This window comes from Aliiruegeria sabulilitoris (genome assembly GCF_001558155.1).
GTDB lineage: Bacteria > Pseudomonadota > Alphaproteobacteria > Rhodobacterales > Rhodobacteraceae > Tropicimonas > Tropicimonas sabulilitoris.
The window spans coordinates 43524-68322 of record NZ_LOAS01000014.1; the positions used below are offsets into that span (position 1 = coordinate 43524).

Sequence of the window (24799 nt, forward strand, 5' to 3'; positions counted from 1 at the left end):
GCGCTCTTCGCGCGCGTTTGGCTCTCGCAGGTCAGGCGAGACGGGCGCCCAGCGGTCGTTCATTGACCGGTAGGTGAACCAGTGCGGAGAAGGCACCGACGCCGACGCCGACCCACCAGACCATCGTGTAGTCGCCGGTGATGTCGTACAGGCGCCCGCCGAGCCAGACGCCGACAAACGAGCCGAGCTGGTGCGAGAAGAACACGATCCCGTAGAGGGTGCCCATGTAGCGCAACCCGTAGATCTGGGCGACGAGGCCGCTGGTGAGCGGGATGGTCGCCAGCCAGAGCGACCCCATGGCCAGCGAGAACAGCACGACCGTCGCGGGCGTGATCGGGGTCATGATGAAGGCGGCGGCGACGAGTGTTCTCAGGGCGTAGATCGTCGCCAGAAGGTATTTCTTGGAATAGTACTTTCCGAGCCAGCCGGCGAGCAGGGTGCCGCCGATATTGGCAAGCCCGATCAGGCTGATCGCCACGGCGCCGAGCGCCGAAGTCGTCCGGATGCCCAACCCGTCCAGCAGCCCGCCGGTCTGGATCGGGCCGCACATCTCGGTGACGAAGGCGGGAAAATGGGCGGTGACAAAGGAAAGCTGGTAGCCGCAGCTGAAAAACCCAAGGAAGATCAGCGTGTAGGACGGATCGCGCAGCGCCGCGCGAAGGATTTCGCCCATGCTTTCATCGGTCATGGCGCTGGTGCCGTCGGTGTCGCTGCGCAGGAACGGCAGAAGCACCATCACCACCAGAATGGCGGCGGCGAAGGCCACGAAAACGGTCTGCCATGGCATGAAGCCGAGCATCCATTCGGCCAAAGGCGGCCCGAAAATCTGCCCGCCCGATCCGGCGGCGGTGGCGATGGCCAGGGCCATGGAGCGGTGCTCGTCGCTGGCCGCGCGTCCGACAACGGCAATGATCAGCCCCATCCCGGTGCCGGCAATGCCGAAGCCCACGAGGATCTCCAGCCATTGGTGCTGGGCGGGTGTAACGGCGAGCGAGGACAGCAAGAGGCCGGCCGCATAGACGATGGCGCCCAGAAAGATCGCCCGCCGGTCGCCAAACCGCTCCGCAAGGGCACCGAAGATCGGCTGCCCGAAACCCCAGGCGAGGTTCTGGATCGCGATGGCGAGGGAGAAATCGGACCGAAGCCAGCCGAACTCTTCGGCAATCGGAATCTGAAAGACCCCGAAGGACGCCCGGATGGCGAAACTGATCAAGATGATGAAACAGCCCGCCACAAGGACGGGCGTTATCAAGGGCGTGCGCATTTCCATTTCGGCATCCATCCACATTCCTTGATCCATCGTCAATCATGCGCGAGCTGCGACGGAAGGCGGCTTTCCAATCGGGGCCCAGCCGCCTAAACGGTCTGCGATGACCGAGACATTGATCGATATTTACAATGCCCGTTCGGCAGAGGGGCTGCTAACAGCAGACGCGGCACAGGCGGCCGCCCTGCCGGAGCTGGAACGGGTCCGCCATGAACTTGCCCATCGCCCGGTCGCAAAGCCGAAAAGCGGGCTGCGCGGGCTGTTTTCCAAGCCGGTCGAGCCGGACCCGGTGCGGGGGCTGTATCTCTGGGGCGGTGTCGGGCGCGGCAAATCCATGCTGATGGACATGTTCTTCGAGGCCGCACGCACGGACCGGAAGCGGCGGGTCCATTTCCATGCGTTCATGCAGGAGGTCCATGCCGGCCTGCACGAGGCGCGCAAGCGGGGCGTCGACGACGCGATCCTGCCCGTGGCCGATGAGGTGATCGCCCATGTGGACCTGCTTTGCTTCGACGAGATGCAGATCAGCGATATCACCGACGCGATGATCGTGGGGCGGCTCTTCGAGCGGCTTTTCGCGGCCGGGGTGGTGGTGGTGACAACGTCGAACCGTGTGCCGGACGATCTTTACAAGGACGGGTTGAACCGGCAGCTGTTTCTGCCCTTCATCGAGATGATCAAGACGCGCATGGTCGTGCATGAGCTGACTTCGGACAAGGATTACCGGCAGGACCGGCTGTCCGGCTCTCCGGTCTATTTCACGCCGAACAATCATGCGGCGCGGCTGGCGATACAATCGGTCTGGGATGACCTGTCGGGCGGCGATGCGCCGCCTCTGATCCTGACTGTGAAGGCCCGGCCGGTGGAGATCCCGGCCTTTCGAAACGGAGTCGCACGCGCAGGATTCTTCGACCTGTGCGGACATCCGCTGGGCCCGGCGGATTACCTGGCGATCGCCGAGGTGGCAAAGGTCCTGGTGCTGACGGATATCCCCTGCCTGGGGCGGTCGAATTTCAACGAAGCGAAGCGTTTCGTAACCTTGGTCGACGCCCTATACGAGGCGAAAGCCAAGCTGATCTGCTCGGCGGCGGCAGAGCCCGAGTTGCTCTACCTGGAGGGTGAGGGAATCTTCGAGTTCGAGCGCACCGCGAGCCGGCTGCGGGAGATGCAATCGGCGGATTGGATGGCGGGTTGAAGGCTGCGACGGAAGGGACAGCCGGATAATCCTGCCGCCAGCGAGCGTGTCTGGTTGGCCTGTCCCGTTCCGCACGCGAGCCAGAGCCGAGCCGTTTCGTGGAGATTTGAGCAGAGCGCCAGAAGCACGGTTCATCCTGCTCGCATCGTCCGCTTCCTAGCCGTTTTCGCGCAGGACCGCACCGGCCTGGTAGAGCGACCCGCAGATCAGAATGCGGGCGTGCGGGTCCTTTGTCGCGATTCCGGTCACGGCGTCCTCGACGTCTACAGCGGTGCTTGCAGAAATCCCGAATGCGCGGGCGGCTTCTGCAAGCGTCTCGGGATCGGATGCATTGGGTTCATCCGGGATCGGGACTGCGGTCAGGCTTTGGACATGTGCCGCGAGCGGGGCGAGCACGTCGGACGGCGCGCGGTTGTTCAGCAACGCGAATACGAGGCGGGTCGGGCGCGCGGGAAGCCGGTCGAGCGTGGCGGCAATGGCGCGGGCGGCATGGGCGTTATGCCCGCCATCGAGCCAGAGATCGGCCTCGGGGGCCGCCTGTTTCAGCGGGCCGCGTGTCAGGCGTTGCATGCGGGCCGGCCAATGTGCATTGACCATTGCGCCCTCGCAGGACTCCTCGCCGAATCCGAGTTGGCGCAGCGCGGCCAACGCGGCGCCCGCATTGTCGATCTGGTGCGGGCCGGGCAGCGCAGGCAGGGGCAGGTCCAGCAGGCCTGTTTCGTCCTGAAAGACGAGGCGGCCGCGTTCTTCCCAGCTATGCCAGTGCTGGCCTTGGGCGATGACGGGCGCGCCGAGGCGCGCGGCGCGGGCCTCGATCACCTCCAGCGCATCATCCTCCTGACGGCCGACGACGCAGGGGATGCCGCGCTTCAGGATACCGGCCTTTTCGCCCGCGATCTCTGCGAGCGTGTCACCGAGAAAGGCCTGATGGTCGAACGCGACGGGCGTGATGATCGTCAGCAGAGGGTCATCGACAACGTTGGTCGTGTCCATCCTGCCGCCCATGCCGACCTCCAGCAGGAGGTAGTCTGCGGGAACATCGGCAAAGGCCGCGAATGCGGCGCAGGTCGTGGCTTCGAAGAAGGTGACAGGGGCGCCGCCATTGGCGGTCAATGTCCGGACGAGCAAGTCGCTCAGGGCCGTTTCCGTGATCTCGGCGCCGGCCAGCACGATACGCTCATGGAAGCGGACCAGATGCGGGGAGGTGTAGCAGTGCGCGCGCTTGCCCGCGGCTTCCAGCCCGGCGCGGATCATGGCGAGTGTCGAACCCTTGCCATTGGTTCCTGCGATGTGGATGACGGGCGGCAACCTGTCCTGCGGGCGACCGAGCGCATCGAGAAGACGATATGTGCGATCGAGCGAGAGCTCGATCTCGCTCGGATGCAGCCCCATCATCTGCGCCAGCAGATCGGCGCTCGGGGCCTGGCTCACGCGGTCTTTTCCGGCTTTTCGGTTTTGGGCGCGGGCGCTTCGAGGGCGGGTGCGGCGTCCTCGGTCGGTGCGGGCAGGTCGCCCTTCACTGCGGGCGGCAGGCTCAGCATCAACCGGGTGATCGTGATCAGCTCCTCGCGCAGTTCGTTGCGATGGGTCACGCGGTCCAGCATGCCGTGGTCGAGCAGGTATTCAGCCCGCTGGAAGCCCTCGGGGAGTTTCTCCCGGATCGTCTGTTCGATCACGCGCGGGCCGGCGAAACAGATCAGCGCGTTCGGCTCGGCGATCTGGATATCTCCGAGCATGGCGTAGGAGGCCGTCACCCCGCCCGTCGTCGGGTGGGTGAGCACGACGATATAGGGCAGGCCGGCCTCGCGCAGCATCTCGACAGCGACGGTCGTGCGCGGCATCTGCATGAGCGAGAGAATGCCCTCCTGCATGCGCGCGCCACCGGCGGCGGAAAACAGGATCAGCGGGCGGCGCAGCTCCACCGCGCGTTGGGCGGCGGCGATGATCGCGTTGCCCACATACATGCCCATGGAGCCGCCCATGAAGGTGAAATCCTGGCAGGCGGCGACGATTGGTGTGCGGCCCATCTCGCCCTCGGCCACCAGCATGGCCTCGGCCTCGCCCGTTTTCTTCTGGGCGGTCTTCATGCGTTCGGGGTATTTCTTCTGGTCGCGGAAATTCAGCGGGTCGGCCAGCGGTTCGGGAACCTTGACCTCGGTGAAGATGCCGCCGTCAAAGAGGTCGGCAAATCGCTCCCGCGGGGTGATCGCCATGTGGTGATCACAATTGGTGCAGACGTTGAGGTTGTCCTTCAACTCGCGGTGGAACAGCATGGTCCCGCATTCGGGGCACTTGGTCCAAAGGTTCTCGGGAACCTCGCGGCGCGAAAACAGCGAGTTGATTTTCGGGCGAACGTAGTTGGAAATCCAGTTCATCGGGGTCCTTCAGCGCCAGTTTCGCCCCTCAGATAGGCCCGTATGGCGCCAAATGCAAACCCTCTGATGCCCCGATCACCGGGTCAACAGACGTCGTGTTATCCACCAGACCAGAACCAGCATTGCCAGGGAGAACAGCAACCCCGCGATCAGGGAGGAAGAGACGCCCTCCGGTGTGATCGAAACGAAGAGCGCAAGGCCCGATACGCTCTCGCCGAGGGCGACGCCGAGCATCCCGAACAGGTTGTTGCCGAAATGGATTCCCATGGCGGCACCAAGGTTGCCCGTCTGCTCCGTGATGTCGGCGGCGATCAGGCCGAAGATCAACGCCGAGAGCAGCACGAATGGCAGCGTATCCCCCGACGCCTGCGACCAGTGAAGCCCGGCAAAGACGAGCGATGGCAGACCCATCCAGATCCAACGGGCGGCAAAACGGGCGGCGAGCTGCTGTTGCAGGTAGCCGCGGAACAACAGCTCTTCGGCAGCGGTCTGAATGAAGATGAGCGGGATGGCGAAGGGCAGGTAGCTCAGCCAGCGTGCGAAGGGCAGGTTCGGCTGGGGCGATTCGAACAGAAAACTCAACCAGACCAGCCCGAGATAGATCGGGACGAGCACGGCAAGCGCGGTTCCGAAACCGCGAAACCAGTCGGCGGTCGGGCCAAAGAGCGAGCCGGGACCGCGGAAATGGAAGGCCGCGGCCGAGAGCATCGGGCCGATGAACAGCGCGATGAAGGTGATCAGCAGCAGGAAGACGGCCAGCGGCGTGTCGATCCCGCCATAGCCCTGTGCTGCCGCGCGCAGCCGGTTGAGGGCCGCGCCGGTGTGGACAGCGTTCATCGAGTCGATCTGGTTGACGACCGCAACGAAGGCGCCCATCAGCATCGCCGCGCCGGTGGCGAAGATGAAGCCGATCAACAGCAGGCCAAGCAGGAGCCGCCAGAGTTGCGGGTAGAGCCGGGCTTCTTCCAGGGAGGCTTCGAATTCTCCGGTGCGCATGAGATCCTCTGGTGGTTCGGGAAATTGGTAGACTGCGCGCCGCATTGGCGCAATCGCGGGTTTCAGACCTTGAGTGCCAACCTGGCGGCAAGCCAGCCGCAGAAGAGCATCACGAACTCGGGCAATATCTGTGCCGCGAGCCTTGGGTCGCTGGCCTCCATCGGAATGTGGTAGAGCGCGAGACCGGAGCCGGGGCCCAGCAGGGAAGTAAACAGGATGGCCGCGATATTGTTGGCCATGTGAAACCCGATTGCCGCCCCGATGGAGCCGGTTCGGGCCGTCAGGTCGGCCGCGGCAAAAGCAAAGAACGTGGCCCAGAGGGCGAAATAGGGGGCATTGGGGCCGGCTGTCTCCGGCGAGAGATGGGCGAGGCCGAACAGAGCCGAAGGCACGATGATCCATAGCGGCATTTTTGGGAAGCGGGCGGCAAGTTGCTGTTGCAGGTAGCCGCGAAAGATCAGCTCCTCGGTTCCGGCCTGTATCAGGATCGCGGTGAGCGAGATCGGCAGAATCGCGATCCAGCTCCGCCTGGCCAGCTCGGCGTTGCGAACCAGTTCGATATCCTTGGGGAGGAGGATGGACAGCACGATGTAGAGCGCACCGACGCTCAGCGTCACCCGGATCGCATCCGAGACCACCGCTGCGGCCGGCCCGAACAGCGTTGCCGGGCTTCGGTGGTGGATCGAGCTTGTGACCATTGCCAGACCAATGCCGAAAAAGCCGAAAGTGGCGAGGATATAGATCGTGGCGAAGGCGCTGTCCTTGTCGAATGTCGTGTTGTCGACCAGCAGCTGCGTCGTTTCGGGGCCGATCAGGTTCGAGATCAGCGCGAAGCTCAGCTGGTAGAGCGCCATACCGGCCACGAAGACAAGAACGGCGCCGGCTCCGGTGCGCCAAAGCTCCGCTGTCCCCTTGGCCGGGGCTACGAAATACCTGTGTGGTTCGTAGCGCATCGCGTTCCCTCTCGACCAAATGCCTAGGCTGAAGCGGGCCGGCTTGCAACGCCGGGGTCGGCTTTGGCCCGGTGCGCGCGCGATTGGCCGGAACTCGCTCATCGGCCCGTGATCTGATTGCTCCCAAACCCAATGAAGATTAGGGTCTGCGCGATTTTGGCGCGGCACGTGAACAGGTAGCATGGCAACTTGGATTTCCAATCCGGATCTTTGGATGGCGACCCTTTTCGGGGCGGCGCTCCTGCTGTCCGTGTCCCTTGCCCATTCGGCCACGTTTGGGCGTGAAGACAGCCCGCTGACCGGCTGGACCCGCCTGCCGGTGCTGGACGAGACGCTCGTGATCTCGGCGCCGAACGGCTATTGCATCGATCCGCTCGCGTCTCTGAGCGGGCATCGGGCCGCGTTTGTTCTGATGGCGTCCTGCCGTTCCGTGACCGGCGACCTGCGCGCCGCGCGTCCCGAGATTGCTGGGCTGCTCACGACCAGCGTCGATGGGCAAGCCGGTCCGTTTCCCTCCCAAGGCGAGCTGAGCCGCTTTTTCGAGTCGCCCAAGGGCCGGGCTGCCCTCTCGCGCACGGGCAACGCGGAAGCGATGGAGCTTGGCGCCATGTTCAGCCGTCGCGGCGTGCTCTTCCTTCGGGCAGATGAACGCGGTGAAGACCCCGCCCTGGGCGGTGCAAGCTGGCGCGCTGTGTTCGAACTCAAGGGCCACATGGTGACCGCTACTTTGCGAGACCTCGTCGGGCAGCCGATCGAGGATTCGGAGGGGTTCCAAGTCGTCGAGGAGCTTGTCGACGCGATCCTCTTGGCCAACCCGAATGCCACGGAACCCGAACGCGGCGCGTTTTCTCCTCACTGATATTTGCAGCTCCGAAAGGTTTTGCCGTAAGGATGTTCCGTAGGTTACACGGGTTCTGGCAATGTCTATGGGTGTTTCAAATCTGATCGGGCGCGTTGCGGATCGCAGGGTCCTTCAACGTTGGACCCGGCTTGCCGATATTGCCGGCAATCTGGACTTCTCCGAACTGAAATCGGCACGCGCCCGGGCGAACGACCTGCGCCGGGAAATCGACCGGTTGTGCCGCGCTGCCGATGGCAGGATGGCGGAGGTCGGCCCGGCCGGATCGGTCGTGGAGGCACCTGCCGATGCGGACTGGTCCTGGAGGCCGGATTTCTGGCGGATCGCGGCCGATCCGCCGGGCGTGGCTGGTGTTGTATCCCGAACGGTCGTCGGGCCGGGCGTGGCGATGTTCCACGACTGCCCGTTGCAGGAGATCACCTTTCGCCAGCTGCGCAATCGCGGCGCTACGGATCTTGCCCCTTTTGGGCTGAGCATGGATGTCTTCCGCTTCGAGGGGTCGTTTCTGTCGCTGGCGGTGGATCTGCCCCGGGAAGCAGTGGCCGGCCTTACGCGCCGCCACCTTATCGGGCTGCACGCGGCATTCCGTTTCGAGCGGACGTTGGAGATATTCGCCCGGCTGAACATCCGCAATGGCCCAAATACCGAACAGCTCGTGCTGGAAATCGCCAAGGGCTCGAAGGAACGGAATGTGGAATTCGACCTGGCCTATTCGGAAATGAACGAGAAACGGATCGAAAGCGCTTGGCTCGATCTCATCTTCGAGGCGCCGCAGATGAGCCAGATCGAGATTCGCGACCTGACGATGTATCGTCGCCACCGCACGGAAATCTAGGAGCCGGGAATGCCCAAACTGAGCGTGAGCAACGCGCGTTTGCGTGAAGGTGTGTGGAAGGGGCTCCTCGTGGCCTCTCAGGAGCGCACGACGCCTCCGCGGGTCGAAGTGATTCACCTGGCAACGCCGCTGGACGGTGTCGAGCTGGAGGCGGATCGGGAAATGGCGAATGTCTGGACCCTGACTGTTCCCATCCCGTCGGCGCTGATATCGGACGGCGTGCAGACATTCCTAGTCCGCGAAGCGACGCAGGGCGAGACGCTTGCGCGCTTCTCCATCGCGGCGGGCGAACCGCTTCGGGAGGATGTTCTGGCGGAGCTGGATTTGCTGCGGGCTGAGCTGGACCTGTTGAAGCGGGCCTTTCGCCGCCATTGCGTCGAAGTGGCCGAAGGCTGAAACGCCCTTGACGTGAACGTAAAGCGATGACGCCGCGTTGCGCGTGACTTCCCCGAAACGCCCCGTATTCTTCGGCGGTAAACAGGGAGGATTTCATGACCGCGTACCCACATCTGCTGGCGCCGCTGGATCTCGGCTTTACCACGCTGAAAAACCGCGTGCTGATGGGCTCGATGCATACCGGTCTGGAAGAGACCCGGGATTGGGATCGGGTCGCGAGTTTCTACGGCGAGCGCGCAGCGGGCGATGTGGCGCTGATCGTGACGGGGGGCATGGCGCCGAACCGCGAGGGCGGGGTGTTTCCCGGCGCGGCGGGACTGTTCACCGAACAGGACATCGCCAACCACCGCATCGTGACCGACCGGGTACATGAAAACGGCGGCAAGATCGCGATGCAGATCCTGCACGCGGGCCGCTATGCCTATTCGCCCGAATGCGTTTCTGCCTCGCCCGTCAAGTCTCCGATCTCGCCCTTTCCGCCCAAGGAGCTGGACGAGGAGGGGATCGAAAAGCAGATCGCCGACATCGTCACCGCCGCAACGCTGGCACGGGAAGCGGGGTATGATGGCGTCGAGGTCATGGGATCCGAGGGCTATTTCCTCAACCAGTTTCTCGTCACCCACACCAACAAGCGCACGGATCGCTGGGGCGGGTCCTACGAGAACCGGATGCGTCTTCCGGTCGAGGTGGTGCGGCGCTGCCGTGAGGCGGTGGGGCCCGATTTCATCATCATCTACCGTCTTTCGATGATCGACCTGGTGCCGAATGGTTCGACCTGGGAGGAAGTTGTCCAGCTTGCCAAGGCGATCGAGGCCGCGGGCGCCACGATCATCAATACCGGCATCGGCTGGCATGAGGCGCGGATTCCGACCATCGCCACATCCGTGCCGCGCCGCGCGTTCACCTGGGTAACCCGGAAACTGATGGGCGAAGTGTCGATCCCGGTCATCACCTCGAACCGGATCAACACGCCTGAGGTAGCCGAGGATGTTTTGGCCGAGGGCTGTGCCGATATGGTGTCCATGGCGCGCCCCTTCCTGGCCGATGCGGATTTCGTGAGAAAGGCCGCCGAGGGCCGGGGCGACGAGATCGCGCCCTGCATCGCCTGCAACCAGGCCTGCCTGGATCACACCTTCAGCGGCAAGCTCACAAGTTGCCTCGTCAATCCGCGGGCCTGCCATGAGACGGAGCTGAAGATCGAGCCAACGGCCGAGGTCAAGTCGATTGCCGTGGTCGGCGCTGGGCCGGCGGGCTTGTCGGCTGCGTTGACGGCGGCGGAGCGCGGCCACAAGGTGGTGCTGTTCGACAAGGCCGGTGAGTTGGGCGGCCAGCTCAACATGGCCAAGCGAGTTCCGGGCAAGGAAGAGTTTCACGGGCTGGTGGATTGGTTCCGCACCATGGTCCAGCGGTCGACAATCGAGCTGCGTCTTGGCGAGGAAGCGACGGCAGAAGCGCTCGCCGGGTTTGACGAGATCATCCTGGCCACCGGTGTCCGCCCGCGCGATCCGGGGATCCCCGGTCAGCACGGTGCGAATGTGCTGAGTTATATCGATGTCCTCCGCGACGGCGCGGACGTTGGTAATTCGGTCGCGATTATCGGCGCGGGGGGGATCGGCTTCGACGTCGCGCAGTTCCTCGCCCATACCGGCGAGAGCCCGACCGAAAACCCGGAGGCCTGGCGGGAGATCTGGGGCGTAGGCGATCCGTCTGAGGATCGCGGCGGGTTGGCGCCCGAGGGGCCACAGCCGGAACGGGCTGCAAGGAAGCTCACGCTCCTGCAGCGCAAGCCCGAGAAGCTCGGCAAGCGGCTGGGCAAGACCACGGGCTGGATTCACCGCGCCGAGCTGAAGATGCTGGGTGTCGAGATGCGCGGCGGGATGAATTATGAACGTATCGAGAAAGGCGGGATCCTTGTCAGCTCGGGCGAGGCGCATGAAAACCCGACCCTGATCGAGGCCGATACGATTGTGCTCTGCGCCGGGCAGGTCCCCGAACGCACACTGGCCGACGCGCTTGAAGCGGCGGGGCACAAGGTGCATGTGATCGGTGGTGCCGATGTTGCCGCGGAACTCGACGCCAAGCGGGCGATCAACCAGGGCGTCCGCCTCGCAGCCGCGCTCTGATCCTCGGGCCGGTCACGCGCGCGGGGAACTTTCCGGGGAGGCGCGTGCCTTCCCGGCCTTGCAGGGGCGTCCCGTAAACACGCGACTCCAATTTTCGGATGGGAGTGGTCAAATGTTTCCTCAGACATGACGATGCCCGATCTAATCGCGACATTGTCTGCAGTTTGCCCCAATCCCGCCGGATTTCGGGGAGATAAACGCTGTCAACGCAGAGAATGTGTACAGCACTGAGTTCATGAGGACCGCCCTATGGATCGCCTGACCGAAATGGAAGCCTTTGCCACCGTGGTGGATCAGGGTGGTTTTACCGACGCCGCAAAGAAGATGGGTATCTCCAAGTCGGCCGTCTCGAAACACGTCTCCTCGCTGGAGGCTCGGCTCGGGGCACGGTTGCTCAACCGCACGACCCGCCGCGTTTCGCCCACCGAGATTGGCCTTGCCTATTACGACCGCGCCCGACGGGTACTCAACGATGCCGGGGAAGCTGATGCGCTGGTGACCTCCATGCAATCGGCACCGTCCGGTCTCTTGCGGATTTCGGTCGCGACCGATTTCGGTGTGAATCATCTTTCGCCGATTCTCGGGGATTTCCTGTCGGAGTTTCCCGACATCACCGTGAACATGATCCTCAACAATCGCTATGTAGAATTGATCAGCGAAGGCTTCGACATGGCGATCCGGATCGGCGAGCTAGAAGACTCGACGTTGCGCGCCCGCAAGCTGACCGAAACCAGCAAGCGGATGATCGCCAGCCCGGCCTACTTCGCCCAGTACGGCCGCCCGGAGAAGATCGATGATCTGAACGAACACAAGCTGTTGCACTATTCAAACCAGTCCTCGGGCAATGTCTGGAAGCTGACCGCGCCTTCGGGCGAAAAGCGTCAGGTTCGCACGGCAGGCTGGTTGACCGTCAATGACGGGCAATCGCTGCTCAACGCTGCCGTGTCCGGGCTCGGCATCGCCTATCTCCCGAGCTTCCTTTATGCCGATGCAATGAAGGACGGGTTGGTGGAGGAAGCGATCCCGGACCTGCCGCATGAATCGCTTGGGATCTATGCCGTCTATCCGCCGGGGCGCTTCACGCAGCCGAAGGTACGGGCATTCATCGATTTCCTGGTGCGCAGCTTTTCGGAAAAAGGTCCGAAGATCTGGTAATTGAACGACCCTCGATGTGAGAAACCTGGCCGGGGCAATGCTCCGGTCGTTTTTTGTCTGTCGTCCCGACACCCCCGCAGATCCGGCCTGTGCTCCTGAGAATGGTCTATTGCGGACCCGACAGGACAACTTCGACCCGGCGATTCTGGGTCCGGCCACTTTCGCCGGCATTCGAGGAAATTGGCGACAGATACCCCACCCCTTCCGCATCCATCCGGGTGCCGGAAATCCCGTATTGCTGTGCGAGGCGATCCCGAACGGCCTTGGCGCGTGCACGGGACAGCTCGATATTGCTCGCCAGCGCGCCCTCGGTGTCCGTGTGGCCGACAAGAACGATCCGTATTTCAGGGTTCTGGTTCATCCAGTCCGCAAGCTGTTGCAGGGATTCGAAGTCATCCTCGGTCAACCGGGAGGAGCCGGTTTCGAAATTCAACCCTTCGAGGACGGCCCGGCCCGTTTGCACGAGTGTTCCGACCAGAGTGGAGCCATTCCCGGACGGAAGCGGGAGAGCGGGGGTGTCGGAAGATGTGTCAGCGCGTGGCATGGGGCGAAGGGAATCCTCGGACGATCCGTCAATGTCGCGAGACCGTGTCGTCAGGCGGGGCTCGGCTTGCCCGACGCCCGTGAAATGGATGAAGCCACGATCGGAGGACCGGCTGACGACAAGGGCCACATAATCAAGGCCCTGCTCCGTCTCCCGTTTTGCGAGGAAGTAGCGGAAGTCGCCCAGATCCACATGCATCGCGGGTTCCGGAAGCAGGTCCATCGCGTAACGGAAACCGAAACCGCCGCAGTCGCGATCCTTGCATTCAAGCAGGGGCTCGAATCCGCCTTCAGACAGACCTTCCTTCAGAGGGGACAGGATCTGGAACGTGGACAGGTCCGTGCCAGGAACTTGCCAGGCCTGGCGGGTCACCGCACCTTGCACGGATTTGGTTTCCAGCGCATTTCCCGCCAGTGGCGCGACCGGCAGGCGCAGGTCTTCCAGCGCTGCGTTCTGCTCCTCTTCCAGTCTTGCCCCCGCCGGAAGACCGGACAGCTGGGCGCTGGCTGCGGAGCAGGCGAGGCAAAGCAGAAAGCAAGGGGCGAGGGCGCGAGGTTTCATCGGTTCCGGCTGTGATATTCCCTGTTGGGGCGCATATCCGTGGCAGAGGCCATTCGATTGGTCATGTTGAAGAAGCCGGCGACGGAGGCGATGTCCCAGATGTCACGGTCGGAAAACCCGACCGAACGCAGCGCTTCCCGGTGGCTCTCGGAAACGCTCGCGCTTTCGCGGGTCAGCAGAACGGCGAAATCGAGCATCTGCCGCTGCCGGTCCGACAGATCGGCAGCGCGGTAATTCATGACCATCTGTTCGCCAAGCTCCGGATCGCCCGACAATTCCCGAACCGCCTGGCCATGTGCGGCCTGGCAGTAATAGCAGCGGTTCTCGGAGGAGACGACAACGGCGATCATCTCGCGCTCCAGCTTGCTCAGGCCGCTGTCGGCAAGCATCAACTCGTTGTACATCGCCGAGAACGCATCGAGTTTCGCGATATTGAAGGCGTAGGCGCGCAGAACATTGGGCACCATCCCGATCTTTTCGGCGCAGAGGTCGAAATAGGCCTGCGTATGCTCCGGCAGCGGATCCACCGGAGGCAGGTCGAGGGCCGTTGGCGCGTCGTCACCCATGCTTTTACCTTCCTTGATCAGCCTCTGTCGGGCAATTTGATCCTGTAGTGATAGCCGCCCGTTGGGCGCATTCCCAGAGAAGAGTAGAGCGCATTGGCGGGTGTGTTGGCCTTCGTGACCAGAACGCAGAACCATTTCGCACCGAAATCGCGCGCCCAGATGGCGGCGCCCCGCATCATATGGACGGCTGCGCCTTTCCGACGAAGCCCCGGCGAGACCTCCAATGCGTGCAGCACGGCGATCTGCCCGTCCAGCGCCACGAAGGCCGTTCCGGCGGGCCGGTCGCTGTTGCGGCCGAGTATGGCGCATTTCGTCGTTTCAACCCTGTCCATCACGGCAAGGCGTTCTGGACCGATGCCTCCTTCGTGCCAGATCTCTTCCTGAACACGCATTGGCGGCCAGGAAACGTGAAAGGCTGCGACCGGCGGCGGCGGCAGGGCAAGCGTCTCGATCTCCGACAGGTAAAAGGTCACCGGATCCTTGATCCGGTAGCCCGCCGATTCCAGCGCCGCGTCCAGCGTTTCGTCTCCGGGACGGACCATGACGAGCGGCACCTGGTGCAACGCGGCTTGTGCTCCCTCCATCGCCGGGATGGAGGGAGCGCGCGTCGTTGCCGAGGCCGTGGATACGCGCTGACCGCCTCCGGCCCCTTCGCGCACGCGCCAACCGGGTAGCTCGATGATGCGGCGTGCGGGCCAGGTCGCATCGATCGCGGCGAAGAGTGTCGCCAGATCCGGCGCTGTCACATGCCATCCTCCGGCATGGAGCGGGCGAGGCGCGTCATGGCGGCGTCGATTCGGGCTGCATCGGTGCCTCGGATAACGATATGTGTGCCGTAGATCCCGTCCTTCATGAAGGGATAGGAGCCGATGGAAAGATCCTGAAAGTCCTCCGCCAACGCGGCGAGGGACGTTGCGATCTCACCTTCGCCGTGGTTGATCCGAAGCGACTGCGACAAGATCGGGTCGCCGCCCGTCAGCTTTGACAGAACCGTGGCGACCATGGATTCGAAGATCACGGGAACGCCCGCCATGACGTGCACATTTCCGAGGATGAAGCCCGGCGCGGCCGAGATCGGGTTGTCGATCAGCGTCGCGCCGTCGGGGATGCGGGCCATGCGCAGGCGGGCCTCGTTCAATTCCTGTTCTGTCGCGTCGTAATGGGCCTGAAGCAGCGCGCGCGCATCGTCGCGAATGCCAATCGGCGTGTCGAAGGCGGCGGCGATGCATTCGGCCGTGATGTCGTCATGGGTTGGCCCGATGCCGCCGGAGGTGAAGACATGGTCATACGCCTCGGAGAGTTCTCGCACGGCGGAGATGATCGCCTCGGGCTTGTCGGCCACCACGCGCACCTCGGTGAGGCGGATACCTTGATTGGTAAGCGCGCCCGCAAGGTGATGCATGTTCGAATCACGGGTCCGGCCCGAAAGGATCTCGTCGCCGATCACCAGCATTGCGGCTGTCGGGTTGGCCATGGCGCCCTCCTGTTTTCTGACCTGTGAAATCGGTATAGGCCCGCGCGGCGATGATTTCCAACCCCGCGTGACCGGCTTCGTTGCAGCGCCGTCCGCCGGTTCATGACATTGGCTGTCCAGAGACGAAAAAGCCCCCGCAGAGACGATCCGCGGGGGCCGAGTTCAGCGTTAGAGCGGGATCAGACGAAGAACTGACCACCGTTGGCCGAAAGCGTAGAACCGGTGATGAAGCCGGCATCCTCGGAGGCGAGGAAGACCACGCAGCGCGCGATTTCCTCCGGCTCACCAAGGCGGCCGGCGGGAATCTGCGGGATGATCTTGGTGTTCAGGACCTGCTCGTCGATCGCCTTGACCATCTCGGTGGCGATGTAGCCTGGGCAGATGGCGTTGACGGTGACGCCGAAACGCGCACCTTCCTGCGCCAGCGCCTTGGTGAAGCCCAGATCGCCGGCCTTGGACGCGGAGTAGTTGGTCTGGCCGGCCTGGCCCTTCTGGCCATTGATCGACGAGATGTTAATGATGCGGCCCCATTTGCGCTCGCGCATGCCCGGATAGACCGGGTGGGTCATGTTGAACACGCCGTGCAGGTTGGTGTCGATGACGTCATTCCACTGCTGGACGGTCATGCGATGGAACATGGCGTCGCGGGTAATGCCGGCGTTGTTGACGAGGACGTCGACCGGACCGAGATCCGCCTCGACCTGCTTGATACCCGCCTCACAGCCTTCGTAATCGGCGACAGACCATTTGTAGGTCTTGATCCCGGTGGCCTCGGAGAACTTGGCGGCAGCCTCCTCGTTTCCACCGAAGTTCGCGGCGACCTCGTAACCAGCTTCCTTGAGACCGACCGAAATGGCGGCCCCGATGCCGCGGGTACCTCCGGTGACGACTGCAACTCTTGCCATGGTTTCCCTCCACTGTGGCGTAATTCTTTGGCAACACTGTTAAATCAACTGGGGCATCTTGCGCAACAATATTACTTCGGCAGGATGACGCAGTAGGTAACAATGTCGTTTCTAAAAAAAGAGGCGCCTTGTCCGGCGCCCCTTGGTGAGTATTCCGCAGGGCGCGAACGTCAGGGTCGTTCGACGCAGAGTGCGACACCCATGCCGCCACCGATGCAGAGCGTGGCGAGGCCCTTCTTGGCGTCGCGGCGCTTCATTTCGAACAGCAGCGTGTTGAGAACGCGGCAGCCCGAGGCGCCGATCGGGTGGCCAATGGCGATGGCGCCACCGTTCACGTTCACGATGGACGGATCCCAGCCCATGTCCTTGTTCACGGCGCAGGCCTGCGCGGCGAAGGCTTCGTTGGCTTCGACCAGGTCGAGATCGGAAACCGACCAGCCGGCCTTGTCCAGCGCCTTGCGCGACGCATAAATCGGGCCGACGCCCATGATCGACGGGTCGAGACCGGCCGTGGCATAAGAGGCGATGCGTGCGAGCGGCTCGATGCCGCGCTTCTCGGCCTCGTCGGCGGACATGCAGAGCACGGCAGCCGCGCCGTCATTGATGCCGGAGGCATTGGCCGCGGTCACGGTGCCGTCCTTGATGAAGGCCGGGCGCAGCTTCTGCATGTTCTCGATCGTGGCGCCGTGACGGATGTATTCGTCCGCGTCCATTACCGTCTCGCCCTTGCGGGTCTTGATGATGAAGGGAACGATCTCATCGGCGAACTTGCCGGCCTTTTGTGCGGCCTCGGCTTTATTCTGCGAGGCCAGCGCGAACTCGTCCTGCTGCTCGCGAGAGATTTGCCACTTGGCGGCCACGTTCTCCGCGGTCTGACCCATGTGGTAGCCGTTGAAGGCATCCCAGAGGCCATCCTTGATCATCGTGTCGATGTATTTCATGTCGCCCATTTTCTGACCGGCACGCAGCGCGGCAGCATGGGGGCTGAGCGACATGCTCTCCTGGCCACCAGCGGCGACAATGGATGCATCCCCGAGCTGGATATGCTGGGCCGCGAGCGCAACAGTGCGCAGGCCGGATCCACAGACCTGGTTGATGCTCCAGGCGGCGGATTCCTGCGGGAAGCCGGCATTGATATGGGCCTGACGCGCGGGGTTCTGGCCCTGGGCGGCGGTCAGAACCTGCCCGAGAATGGTCTCTGAAACTTCCGACGGGTCGATCCCGGCGCGTTCGACAACCGCCTTGAGAACGGCGGCGCCGAGATCATGGGCCGGAGTATTGGCAAATGATCCCAGGAAAGATCCTACGGCGGTCCGGCCGGCCGACGCGATAACGACGTTGGTCATGATGGCTCCTCTTCAAATCTCGCAGGAGGGGTTTGCCGCCGTCATGGCGACCACCCTCATTTCCCCCTCCAGTCCGTATCTTGGTTAGGGGGCGGGGGGGACTCTGGCAACGGACAGGGTGTCCCACCCCCGTAGGAGCCTCAAATAAAGGCTCAGGCATCGGAAAATGACGAAAAACAACGCTTTTGCAAGCGGTTTGGGAGAAAGTCCGCAGATCGTTTGTGTTGTCGAGTGAACTGCCGGGATGCGCGGATACTGGAATATCGGAGGGGGATTCGGGAGGGGTAGAGATGGCGTCAGGACGGCTTCCTGCGCGGGCCCTTCCCAAGGCGGAGTCCGTCGGTCGCCTATCCGGCCTGTAGAACCTCCCGCGGGAAAACCGGCCAGGGGGGGCGCGTTGTCGGAACGCCGAAGTAGTAGCCTTGCATGCAATCGACGCCCATTTCGATCAGGAGTTTCGCGTCCTCCTCGCATTCGACGGCTTCGGCGACCGTGAACATGTCGAACTGTTTGGAAATAGTAACGAGGGCTTGGGTCAGAACCCGGTTGTCGGGGTCGGAATGAATGCCACGGATGAATTCTCCTGCGATCTTGATGATGTCGAAATCGAAGTCGCGCAAATGGCGGAAAGCGGTGTAGCCGGCGCCGAAATCATCCAGCGCAAAGCTCACGCCCATGATCTGCATTTCCTCCATGAAGGCCTTGGTGATGTCAGGCATGGCGATGGTCGAGGATTCCGTGATCTCGATAATGAGACGCTCCCCGACCGTCGGTCGGTCATCCAGCCCGGCATGCAGCGTCTTCATCCAGCGGGAATAGCCGATCGAGCGCGCGGACATGTTTATTGCAAGCCGCAGCTCCGGCGCCCGGGCGAGGATCCCCAGCCCGAGTTCCAGGGCAAGGCAGTCAATGATGCGGCCGGTCTCGGTGTTCTCACAAGCATTTATGAACTCGGCAGCGGGAATGATCCTGCCGGTATCGTCGAGCACGCGAATCAGTCCTTCGAAAAAGGCTATGCGGTCCGGGTTCCTGCAGGTAACGACGGGTTGAAAGGCTAGCAGCACATCTTTTCGATCAAGCGAGCGGCGTACCATCGAAAGGATGTCGGCGTCCCGTTCGGCGATGGCCGCATCCAGCGGGTTTGCTGCGCGTTCGACACTCATCGAGGCATATTCGTCGAATCCGGATTGCATTGCCTTCTCCGCAACTGGCTCGCCTTAGTTGCGCACCAAGGGTTGAAGGAACGGTAAACAGCGGCATTCTCCGAAAGTCGGAACGGATCAGGAGAAAACGATGGGCGAAAGATGCGGTTGGGTCGGGCAGGAAGACATCTATGTCGCCTATCATGACGAGGAATGGGGTGTGCCGGAATTCGACAGCCGTGCGCTGTGGGAAAAGCTTGTTCTCGACGGCTTCCAGGCGGGCTTGTCCTGGATAACGATATTGAAAAAACGGGACAATTTTCGGGCGGCTTTTCGTGATTTCAACCCCGAACTGATTGCAACATGGGGCGAGGCAGAGGTTGCGCTTCTGTTGCAGGACAGCGGGATCGTGCGCCATCGAGGCAAGATCGAAGCCACGATTGGGAACGCGCGGGCCTGGCTTGAAATCGAGACGCGGGAGGGCTTTTCGGCCTTTCTGTGGGACCGGATTGACGGGCAACCGATACAGAATCACTGGCAGACACTCGCCGAAGTTCCGACTCAAACACCGCTTTCCGTGGAGATCTCCCGCGACCTGAAGGCCAAGGGATTTCGTTTTTGTGGACCAACCATCGTTTATGCCTTCATGCAGGCCGTTGGCATGGTGAACGACCATCTCGAGGCATGTCCCCGTCATACTGAATGTGCAAAAATGTCTTTATAATTCCCTAGGGTCATTTACTTAGTAGGAAGACGAGCTTGTCAGGCTGCTTCACGGTAGGTGGAAAAAAGTGGCCGGGGATTCTCGCCGACGTTGCGCAAATGGCTGACGTGCGAACGTTGCGACGACGTTGGGTTAATCATTTGTTAGGAGTATCCGGGCCAGTAGCATAAACCGGGGCGAAAGGGGACTGGTAATGGCTAGGTCGATTTCTGACATCTTGCGGAACTCGAACCTCATGGGTGCTCTTCTCATCACGGACGGCGACAGTTGGGCTGGAATGTGGCTACCACTTTCGGGACAACAGGAAGCGATCCGTGCCCAGAGAGAATCCAACAGCGCGGATGCGCTGGCGGTGGCGGCGGCTGCAAACAGGTAGCCACCCAAATCTCATGGGCCAGCAGAGCGCTGTCAGCCAGGGCTTTCCTTGGCGCCCAGGCGAGGAAGACCGATCACCAATGTGACCTGGCCTCCCGGAGCGAGGGCTTGCAGCGCTCGTGGCCGAACAGCCCGATTCGGGACGTTACACTTTCAACCCAGTCCCGATCTTTCCTTTCCAAGTGACGTTTTAGGCCCGCCTGAACGTGCCTTGTTGCGTTTGTAGCGCGCGGCCCGTTTCTGCTTCGTTAATCCTTTTCGCGAAAATCGCCTTGAAAAGGAGACCTTCCCATGACCAACGCGATTTCCATTGTTCGGCCGCTTGTCCGCGGACTTGTTCGCCCGATGGCAGGGTTCGAGACGGTAACCCGGGTTTTCATCCTCGCGGGGCAAAGCAACATGATCGGACGCGCGGATTTCGATGGCGGTCAGGGCATGCCCGATGGCGTGATGCAGTTCGGCATGGATGACACTCTCACCTCGGCCACCGTTCCGCTTGACCACCATGACGCCATTGCCGGCGACATGGGCTTGGATGTTCAGTTCGCGATCGACTTCGAGGCGGCCTTCCCCGGTGAACAGCTTGTGTTCCTTCCGGCCGCCAAGGGAGGCACCGGGTTCTCCAGCGGTGAGTGGGCGGTCGGGGGCATGCTCTACGCCGATCTCGTTGCAAGGGCGAATGCGCTGTTTGCCGACAACCCCACATTTCGCATGGGCGGGATTCTCTGGCACCAGGGGGAAGCGGATTCCGGTTATGCCAGCCTTCAGGACGATCTGGACGCGATGATCGACGGGCTGCGGAGCGAGATTTCGGCGGCAGATGGCACCACGCCCTTTATTCTGGGCGAACTTGCTCCGGATTTCATCAATGCCAGCGCGAACAACAACGCGGTAAACGAAGTGATCGCGGACATGCCGAACCGGCATTTCTATACTGCCGTGGCAAGCTCGCGGGCGCCAAGCCTGCTGACCGATCTCGGCGATAACCTGCATTTCGATGCGGCCTCCCTGCGTTTGCTTGGCAGCCGGTACTTCGATGCCCTGTCGGTGGCTGCGGCGCATCGACCGACGATTCCGGACGCGATCTCGGACCTGGCGGCGCTCGCCGGCAACCAGCAGATCATCCTGAGTTGGTCCGCGCCCGCCAATGGGGGGCAGGCTGTTTCGGATTACGTGATCGAACGCTCGCTGGACGGTGTCGATTGGACCGAGATCGTCGACGGGGTGTCTGCCTCGCCCGGTTTCACGGATACCGGGCTGGTCAATGGCACGACCTATTTTTACCGACTGTTCGCCGTGAACGAGATCGGAACGGCCCCCTATTCCAATGTCGTGAGCGCGGTTCCGGAGGCCGGCGCGGCCAGCGTTCTCACGACCGCCTTTGCCGCGACCACGGATGACGGGGCTTCGCATCTGTTTGCGGATGTCGATGTTGGACCTGGCGGTACGGTGATCGTTGCCGGTGCGTCTCGAAACAACGCGACCGATAAGGGCCTGTCCGGGATCACTATCGGCGGGCAGGCGGCGACCCTGTTCGCTCGCGGCGAGTATTTGGGAAACTATATTCGTTTCGGCTATTTGACGGATGTGCCGGCGGGGCTTGTGGATATCGGACTGCAGCATGATAGCTGGCAGAGGCGCGCCGGCGTGCATGTCTGGGTGCTCAAGAATGCCGATCCCGCAGCGGCGATCGCGGCTCTGGCGTCCTCAGCGTCGGCAAGCATCGATGCCACGGCCGAGGGCGTCGTGCTCGGTGCCGGTATCTCGATCAACCCGGCCAGCCAGAGCATGGAGTGGAGCGGGATCGACACGCGTCTCGGCTGGACCAACTACGGCGACACGTTTGGTTCCGGTGCGGGGGATCGAGCTTTTGCGGCGGACTCGACCGGCCATGCAGTGTCTTTCGTCTCCGATGGCAATTTCATGCAGATCGCCCTGTTGTCGGTCCCGAAAGCCTGAAACCCTCAGCACCAGATGCGGATTGTGCCGCCGCCGGCCCCGTGCTGGCGGCGGTTTTGTTTTGCGGGGGCGTCTCCGGCGTGAGCTTCCGGCGCAGCAGAGCCAGAGGGTGGGCGCGCAGGGTAAGCCGCAGCGAGACGTAATCCTCCACCACCTCTTCCGAAGGCGTCATGGTTGGAAGGTTGGCGTCGGGCTCGTCGATGCCCTCGCCCTCCATATCCCGCGCAAAGAGCGGCAGCGGGCGGGTGGCGCGCAACGCGCGTGCGTCCCAGAGCGCTTGCCGGCGCGAGAGTGACAGCGAGGCGAAAGCATCCGCCTCTGCGAGCGCTTCCAGCATCGCCGGCGAGATGCCTGCGCGCCGCCAGACATCCTCGACCCCGCGATACCCATTGCCGCGCGCCGCGACGAGCCAATGCGCCTCCTCCTCGCGCAGGGAGCGGATCTGCCGGAAGCCAAGGCGCAGGGCCAGCCCGCCCTTCTGGTCCGGCTCCATCACGTTGTCCCAATAGGACAGGTTGATGTCCACCGGGCGCACCTCCACCCCGTGCTCGCGGGCGTCGCGCACGATTTGTGCGGGGGCGTAGAAGCCCATCGGTTGGGAGTTCAGCAACGCGCAGGCGAAGATGCCGGGATGGTGGCGCTTGAGCCAGGCGGAGGCATAGACCAGCAGAGCGAAACTCGCGGCGTGGCTCTCGGGAAAGCCGTAGGAGCCGAAGCCCTCGATCTGGCTGAAGCAGCGGGCGGCGAACTCCTCGTCATAGCCGTTGCGGCGCATGCCGGACATGAAGCGGTCGTGGAACTCGGAGACATTGCCGTGTTTCTTGAAGGTGGCGAGCGAGCGGCGCAGGCGGTCCGCTTCCTCGGGCGTGAAGCCAGCCCCGACGATGGCGATCTGCATCGCCTGTTCCTGAAAGAGCGGCACGCCCAGCGTCTTGGCCAGCACCGCGCCAAGCGCGTCGGAGGGGAAGATCACCTCCTCCTCGCCATTGCGGCGGCGCAGATAGGGGTGGACCATGTCGCCCTGGATCGGGCCGGGGCGTATGATCGCGACCTCGATGACGAGGTCATAGAAGCTGCGCGGCCGCATGCGCGGCAGGAAGTTCATCTGGGCCCGGCTCTCGACCTGGAAGACGCCGAGGGAATCCGCCTTGCAGAGCATGTCATAGACGGCCGGGTCCTCGGGGGGGAGCGTGGCGAGCGTGTAGCCGGTGCCGTGATGGCGCGAGATCATCTCGAAGGCCTTGCGGATGACGGAGAGCATGCCAAGGGCGAGGATGTCGACCTTGAGGATGCCGAGCGCGTCGATATCGTCCTTGTCCCAGGGGATGACCGTGCGGTCCTCCATGGTGGCGTTCTCGACCGGGCAGAGCTCGTCCAACCGGCCCTCGGTGATGATGAAGCCGCCGACATGCTGGGAGAGGTGGCGCGGGAAGCCCTGGATCTCCTGAACCAGTTCCATGGTCTGTTTCAGACGGCGGTCGGTCGGGTCCAGCCCGATCTCGCGCATCCGCTGCGCTTCCGTGCCCTTGAGCGAGCCCCAGCCCCAGATCTGGCTGGAGAGCGCCGCGACGGTATCCTCGCTCAACCCCATCGCGCGGCCGACCTCGCGCACGGCGCGCTTGCCGCGATAGTGGATGACGGTGGCGCAGAGCCCGGCGCGGTGGCGACCGTAGCGCTCATAGATATGCTGGATCACCTCTTCGCGGCGTTCATGCTCGAAATCGACATCGATATCAGGCGGCTCGCCACGCGCCTCGGACACGAATCGTTCGAAGACCATGGTACCGATCTCCGGCGAGACGGAAGTGACGCCCAAGGCATAACAGACCACCGAATTGGCCGCCGAGCCGCGACCCTGGCAGAGGATGTTCTGGGCGCGGGCGAAGGCGACGATGTCGTGAACAGTGAGGAAATAAGGCTCGTATTCCAGCTTTCCGATCAGGGCGAGTTCATGCGCGAGTTGCTTGCGGACGCGCTCCGGCGCGCCGGAAGGGTAGCGCCAGCGCAGCCCGGCATGGGCGAGCCGCGCCAGCCGCTCGGCGGCACTCTCGCCGCCCGTCACCTCGGACGGGTACTCATAACGCAGCTCGTCGAGTGAGAAGCGGCAACGCGCGGCGATCTCGGCGCTGCGGTCCACGGCGTCGGGATGCTCGGCAAAGATGCGGCGCATCTCGGCCTCGCTGCGCAGGCGCTGCTCGCCATTGCTCATGGCGGCGCGGCCCAGATCCTCGATCCGGCAGCCGCTGCGTATCGCTGTGAGTACGTCGGCCAGTTTCCGGCGGCGGCCGACATGCATGCGCGGGGCGGCCGAGGCGACGGGAGTGATGCCAAGTTCACGGGCAAGTCGCGAGAGGCGCTGGAAGCGCTCGCGATCCTGTCCGTCATAGCGCGGGGCCAGGAGCAGGTGCACGGCCGTATCGAAGCGGCGCGTCAACCGTTGCGCCTGTGACCACCATCCGCTCGCGCCGCGCTTTGAGCCGGGCGCCTGTGGAGATGGGGAAGGGACGGCGGGGTGGAGCAGCAATTCCATCCCCTCTCCCCATTCGAGGATATCTTCCAGTTCGAGCAGGCAGTCGCCCTTGCCGGCGCGCAATCGCCCCAAGGAAATCAGCCGGCAGAGGCGACCCCAGCCGGCCCGATCGTGCGGGACCGCGGTCACGGTGAAGCCGTCACGCGTGACGATGCGGGCGCCGGGGATCAGGCGCGGGGTGTTGCGGATGTCGGGGCCGGGGCTGGCAGGGTAGCCCTCTGGTGCGGGGGGGCCGATCAGCCCCGTGCGCGCCTCGCTGGTTTCCCGTTCCGCCACGATCCGCGCGATCTCGCGCGCCTGCACATGCCCCCGCACGATCCCGGCGACCGAGTTCTCGTCGGCGACGACCAGCCCGTGCAGTCCGATCAGCGCGGCGCGCTCCATCAACTCCTCCGGATGCGAGGCCCCGGTGAGGAAGGTGAAATTCGATGTCGCCGAGAGCTCCACGAAGCCCATGTGACGGTCTCCGGTTGGGCCTCCACCTTCTGCAGGGAAGGCCGTCGAGGCGTTGCGCGTGGG

21 protein-coding genes are annotated in these 24799 nt (G+C 63.3%); 8 read left to right on the top strand and 13 right to left on the bottom strand.

From position 1 onward, the window contains the following. Positions 1-31 precede the first annotated feature (31 nt). Entirely contained in the window at positions 32-1270 is a 1239-nt protein-coding gene (locus tag AX756_RS14560; protein WP_068313169.1) for an MFS transporter, read from the bottom strand. A 100-nt stretch (positions 1271-1370) separates the two neighbouring features. Between AX756_RS14560 and zapE the strand changes: the two genes are divergently transcribed. After that, a complete protein-coding gene (gene zapE / locus AX756_RS14565) occupies positions 1371-2462 on the top strand; it encodes a cell division protein ZapE (RefSeq protein ID WP_068312895.1) in 1092 nt (363 codons plus the stop codon). Between the two features lie 156 nt (positions 2463-2618). Here the strand turns inward: zapE and AX756_RS14570 are convergent, their stop codons facing one another. From AX756_RS14570 to AX756_RS14585, 4 genes are all read right to left on the bottom strand, one after another. Further along, on the bottom strand, positions 2619-3857 hold the full coding sequence (locus AX756_RS14570; RefSeq protein ID WP_068313171.1) for a bifunctional folylpolyglutamate synthase/dihydrofolate synthase: 1239 nt from the start codon (positions 3855-3857) through the stop codon (positions 2619-2621). Between the two features lie 32 nt (positions 3858-3889). Beyond that, positions 3890-4837, bottom strand: a complete 948-nt coding sequence (gene accD / locus AX756_RS14575; protein ID WP_068312897.1) for an acetyl-CoA carboxylase, carboxyltransferase subunit beta — start codon at positions 4835-4837, stop codon at positions 3890-3892. 75 nt (positions 4838-4912) lie between these two features. Beyond that, the gene (locus AX756_RS14580; protein ID WP_163886806.1) at positions 4913-5833 is read right to left on the bottom strand and encodes a CPBP family intramembrane glutamic endopeptidase; all 921 of its coding nucleotides are present in this window, start codon (positions 5831-5833) and stop codon (positions 4913-4915) included. Between the two features lie 62 nt (positions 5834-5895). Further along, positions 5896-6786, bottom strand: coding sequence for a CPBP family intramembrane glutamic endopeptidase (locus tag AX756_RS14585; RefSeq protein WP_068312902.1), 891 nt, complete (start codon positions 6784-6786; stop codon positions 5896-5898). 214 nt (positions 6787-7000) lie between these two features. Between AX756_RS14585 and AX756_RS14590 the strand changes: the two genes are divergently transcribed. From AX756_RS14590 to AX756_RS14610, 5 genes are all read left to right on the top strand, one after another. Then, entirely contained in the window at positions 7001-7645 is a 645-nt protein-coding gene (locus AX756_RS14590; RefSeq protein WP_156461508.1) for a hypothetical protein, read from the top strand. A gap of 67 nt (positions 7646-7712) precedes the next feature. Continuing rightward, the gene (locus tag AX756_RS14595; RefSeq protein ID WP_170307708.1) at positions 7713-8480 is read left to right on the top strand and encodes a DUF6478 family protein; all 768 of its coding nucleotides are present in this window, start codon (positions 7713-7715) and stop codon (positions 8478-8480) included. Positions 8481-8489: 9 nt separating this feature from the next. Beyond that, positions 8490-8876, top strand: coding sequence for a hypothetical protein (locus AX756_RS14600; RefSeq protein WP_068312907.1), 387 nt, complete (start codon positions 8490-8492; stop codon positions 8874-8876). A 95-nt stretch (positions 8877-8971) separates the two neighbouring features. Then, the gene (locus tag AX756_RS14605) at positions 8972-10999 is read left to right on the top strand and encodes an FAD-dependent oxidoreductase (protein ID WP_068312908.1); all 2028 of its coding nucleotides are present in this window, start codon (positions 8972-8974) and stop codon (positions 10997-10999) included. Positions 11000-11248: 249 nt separating this feature from the next. Next, positions 11249-12154, top strand: a complete 906-nt coding sequence (locus AX756_RS14610) for a LysR family transcriptional regulator (protein ID WP_068312910.1) — start codon at positions 11249-11251, stop codon at positions 12152-12154. Between the two features lie 106 nt (positions 12155-12260). On the opposite strand, the gene AX756_RS14615 is transcribed toward AX756_RS14610, so the two are convergent. The 7 genes from AX756_RS14615 to AX756_RS14645 form a co-directional block, all read right to left on the bottom strand. Then, the gene (locus AX756_RS14615) at positions 12261-13259 is read right to left on the bottom strand and encodes an OmpA family protein (protein ID WP_068312913.1); all 999 of its coding nucleotides are present in this window, start codon (positions 13257-13259) and stop codon (positions 12261-12263) included. Further along, the gene (locus AX756_RS14620) at positions 13256-13825 is read right to left on the bottom strand and encodes a peroxidase-related enzyme (RefSeq protein WP_068312916.1); all 570 of its coding nucleotides are present in this window, start codon (positions 13823-13825) and stop codon (positions 13256-13258) included. Before AX756_RS14620 ends, AX756_RS14615 begins: the two co-directional genes overlap by 4 nt. Before the next feature lie 17 nt (positions 13826-13842). Next, complete coding sequence (locus AX756_RS14625) at positions 13843-14571, bottom strand: GNAT family N-acetyltransferase (RefSeq protein WP_082739122.1); 729 nt, start codon at positions 14569-14571, stop codon at positions 13843-13845. Continuing rightward, on the bottom strand, positions 14568-15299 hold the full coding sequence (locus AX756_RS14630; protein WP_068312919.1) for a competence/damage-inducible protein A: 732 nt from the start codon (positions 15297-15299) through the stop codon (positions 14568-14570). The genes AX756_RS14625 and AX756_RS14630 overlap by 4 nt, the downstream gene beginning before the upstream one ends. Before the next feature lie 179 nt (positions 15300-15478). Continuing rightward, positions 15479-16204, bottom strand: a complete 726-nt coding sequence (gene phbB / locus AX756_RS14635; RefSeq protein WP_068312923.1) for an acetoacetyl-CoA reductase — start codon at positions 16202-16204, stop codon at positions 15479-15481. 170 nt (positions 16205-16374) lie between these two features. Next, complete coding sequence (locus tag AX756_RS14640; RefSeq protein WP_068312928.1) at positions 16375-17550, bottom strand: acetyl-CoA C-acetyltransferase; 1176 nt, start codon at positions 17548-17550, stop codon at positions 16375-16377. Positions 17551-17897: 347 nt separating this feature from the next. Next, positions 17898-18743 (bottom strand): EAL domain-containing protein, encoded by an 846-nt coding sequence (locus AX756_RS14645; RefSeq protein WP_231701069.1) that lies wholly within the window; start codon positions 18741-18743, stop codon positions 17898-17900. A 100-nt stretch (positions 18744-18843) separates the two neighbouring features. Between AX756_RS14645 and AX756_RS14650 the strand changes: the two genes are divergently transcribed. Further along, on the top strand, positions 18844-19416 hold the full coding sequence (locus tag AX756_RS14650; RefSeq protein WP_068312931.1) for a DNA-3-methyladenine glycosylase I: 573 nt from the start codon (positions 18844-18846) through the stop codon (positions 19414-19416). A 666-nt stretch (positions 19417-20082) separates the two neighbouring features. After that, positions 20083-21750, top strand: coding sequence for a sialate O-acetylesterase (locus AX756_RS14660; RefSeq protein ID WP_068312938.1), 1668 nt, complete (start codon positions 20083-20085; stop codon positions 21748-21750). Here AX756_RS14660 and AX756_RS14665 read toward each other — a convergent pair. Continuing rightward, complete coding sequence (locus AX756_RS14665) at positions 21713-24736, bottom strand: error-prone DNA polymerase (RefSeq protein WP_068312941.1); 3024 nt, start codon at positions 24734-24736, stop codon at positions 21713-21715. The two genes, AX756_RS14660 and AX756_RS14665, sit on opposite strands and share 38 nt — an antisense overlap. Positions 24737-24799 lie beyond the last annotated feature (63 nt).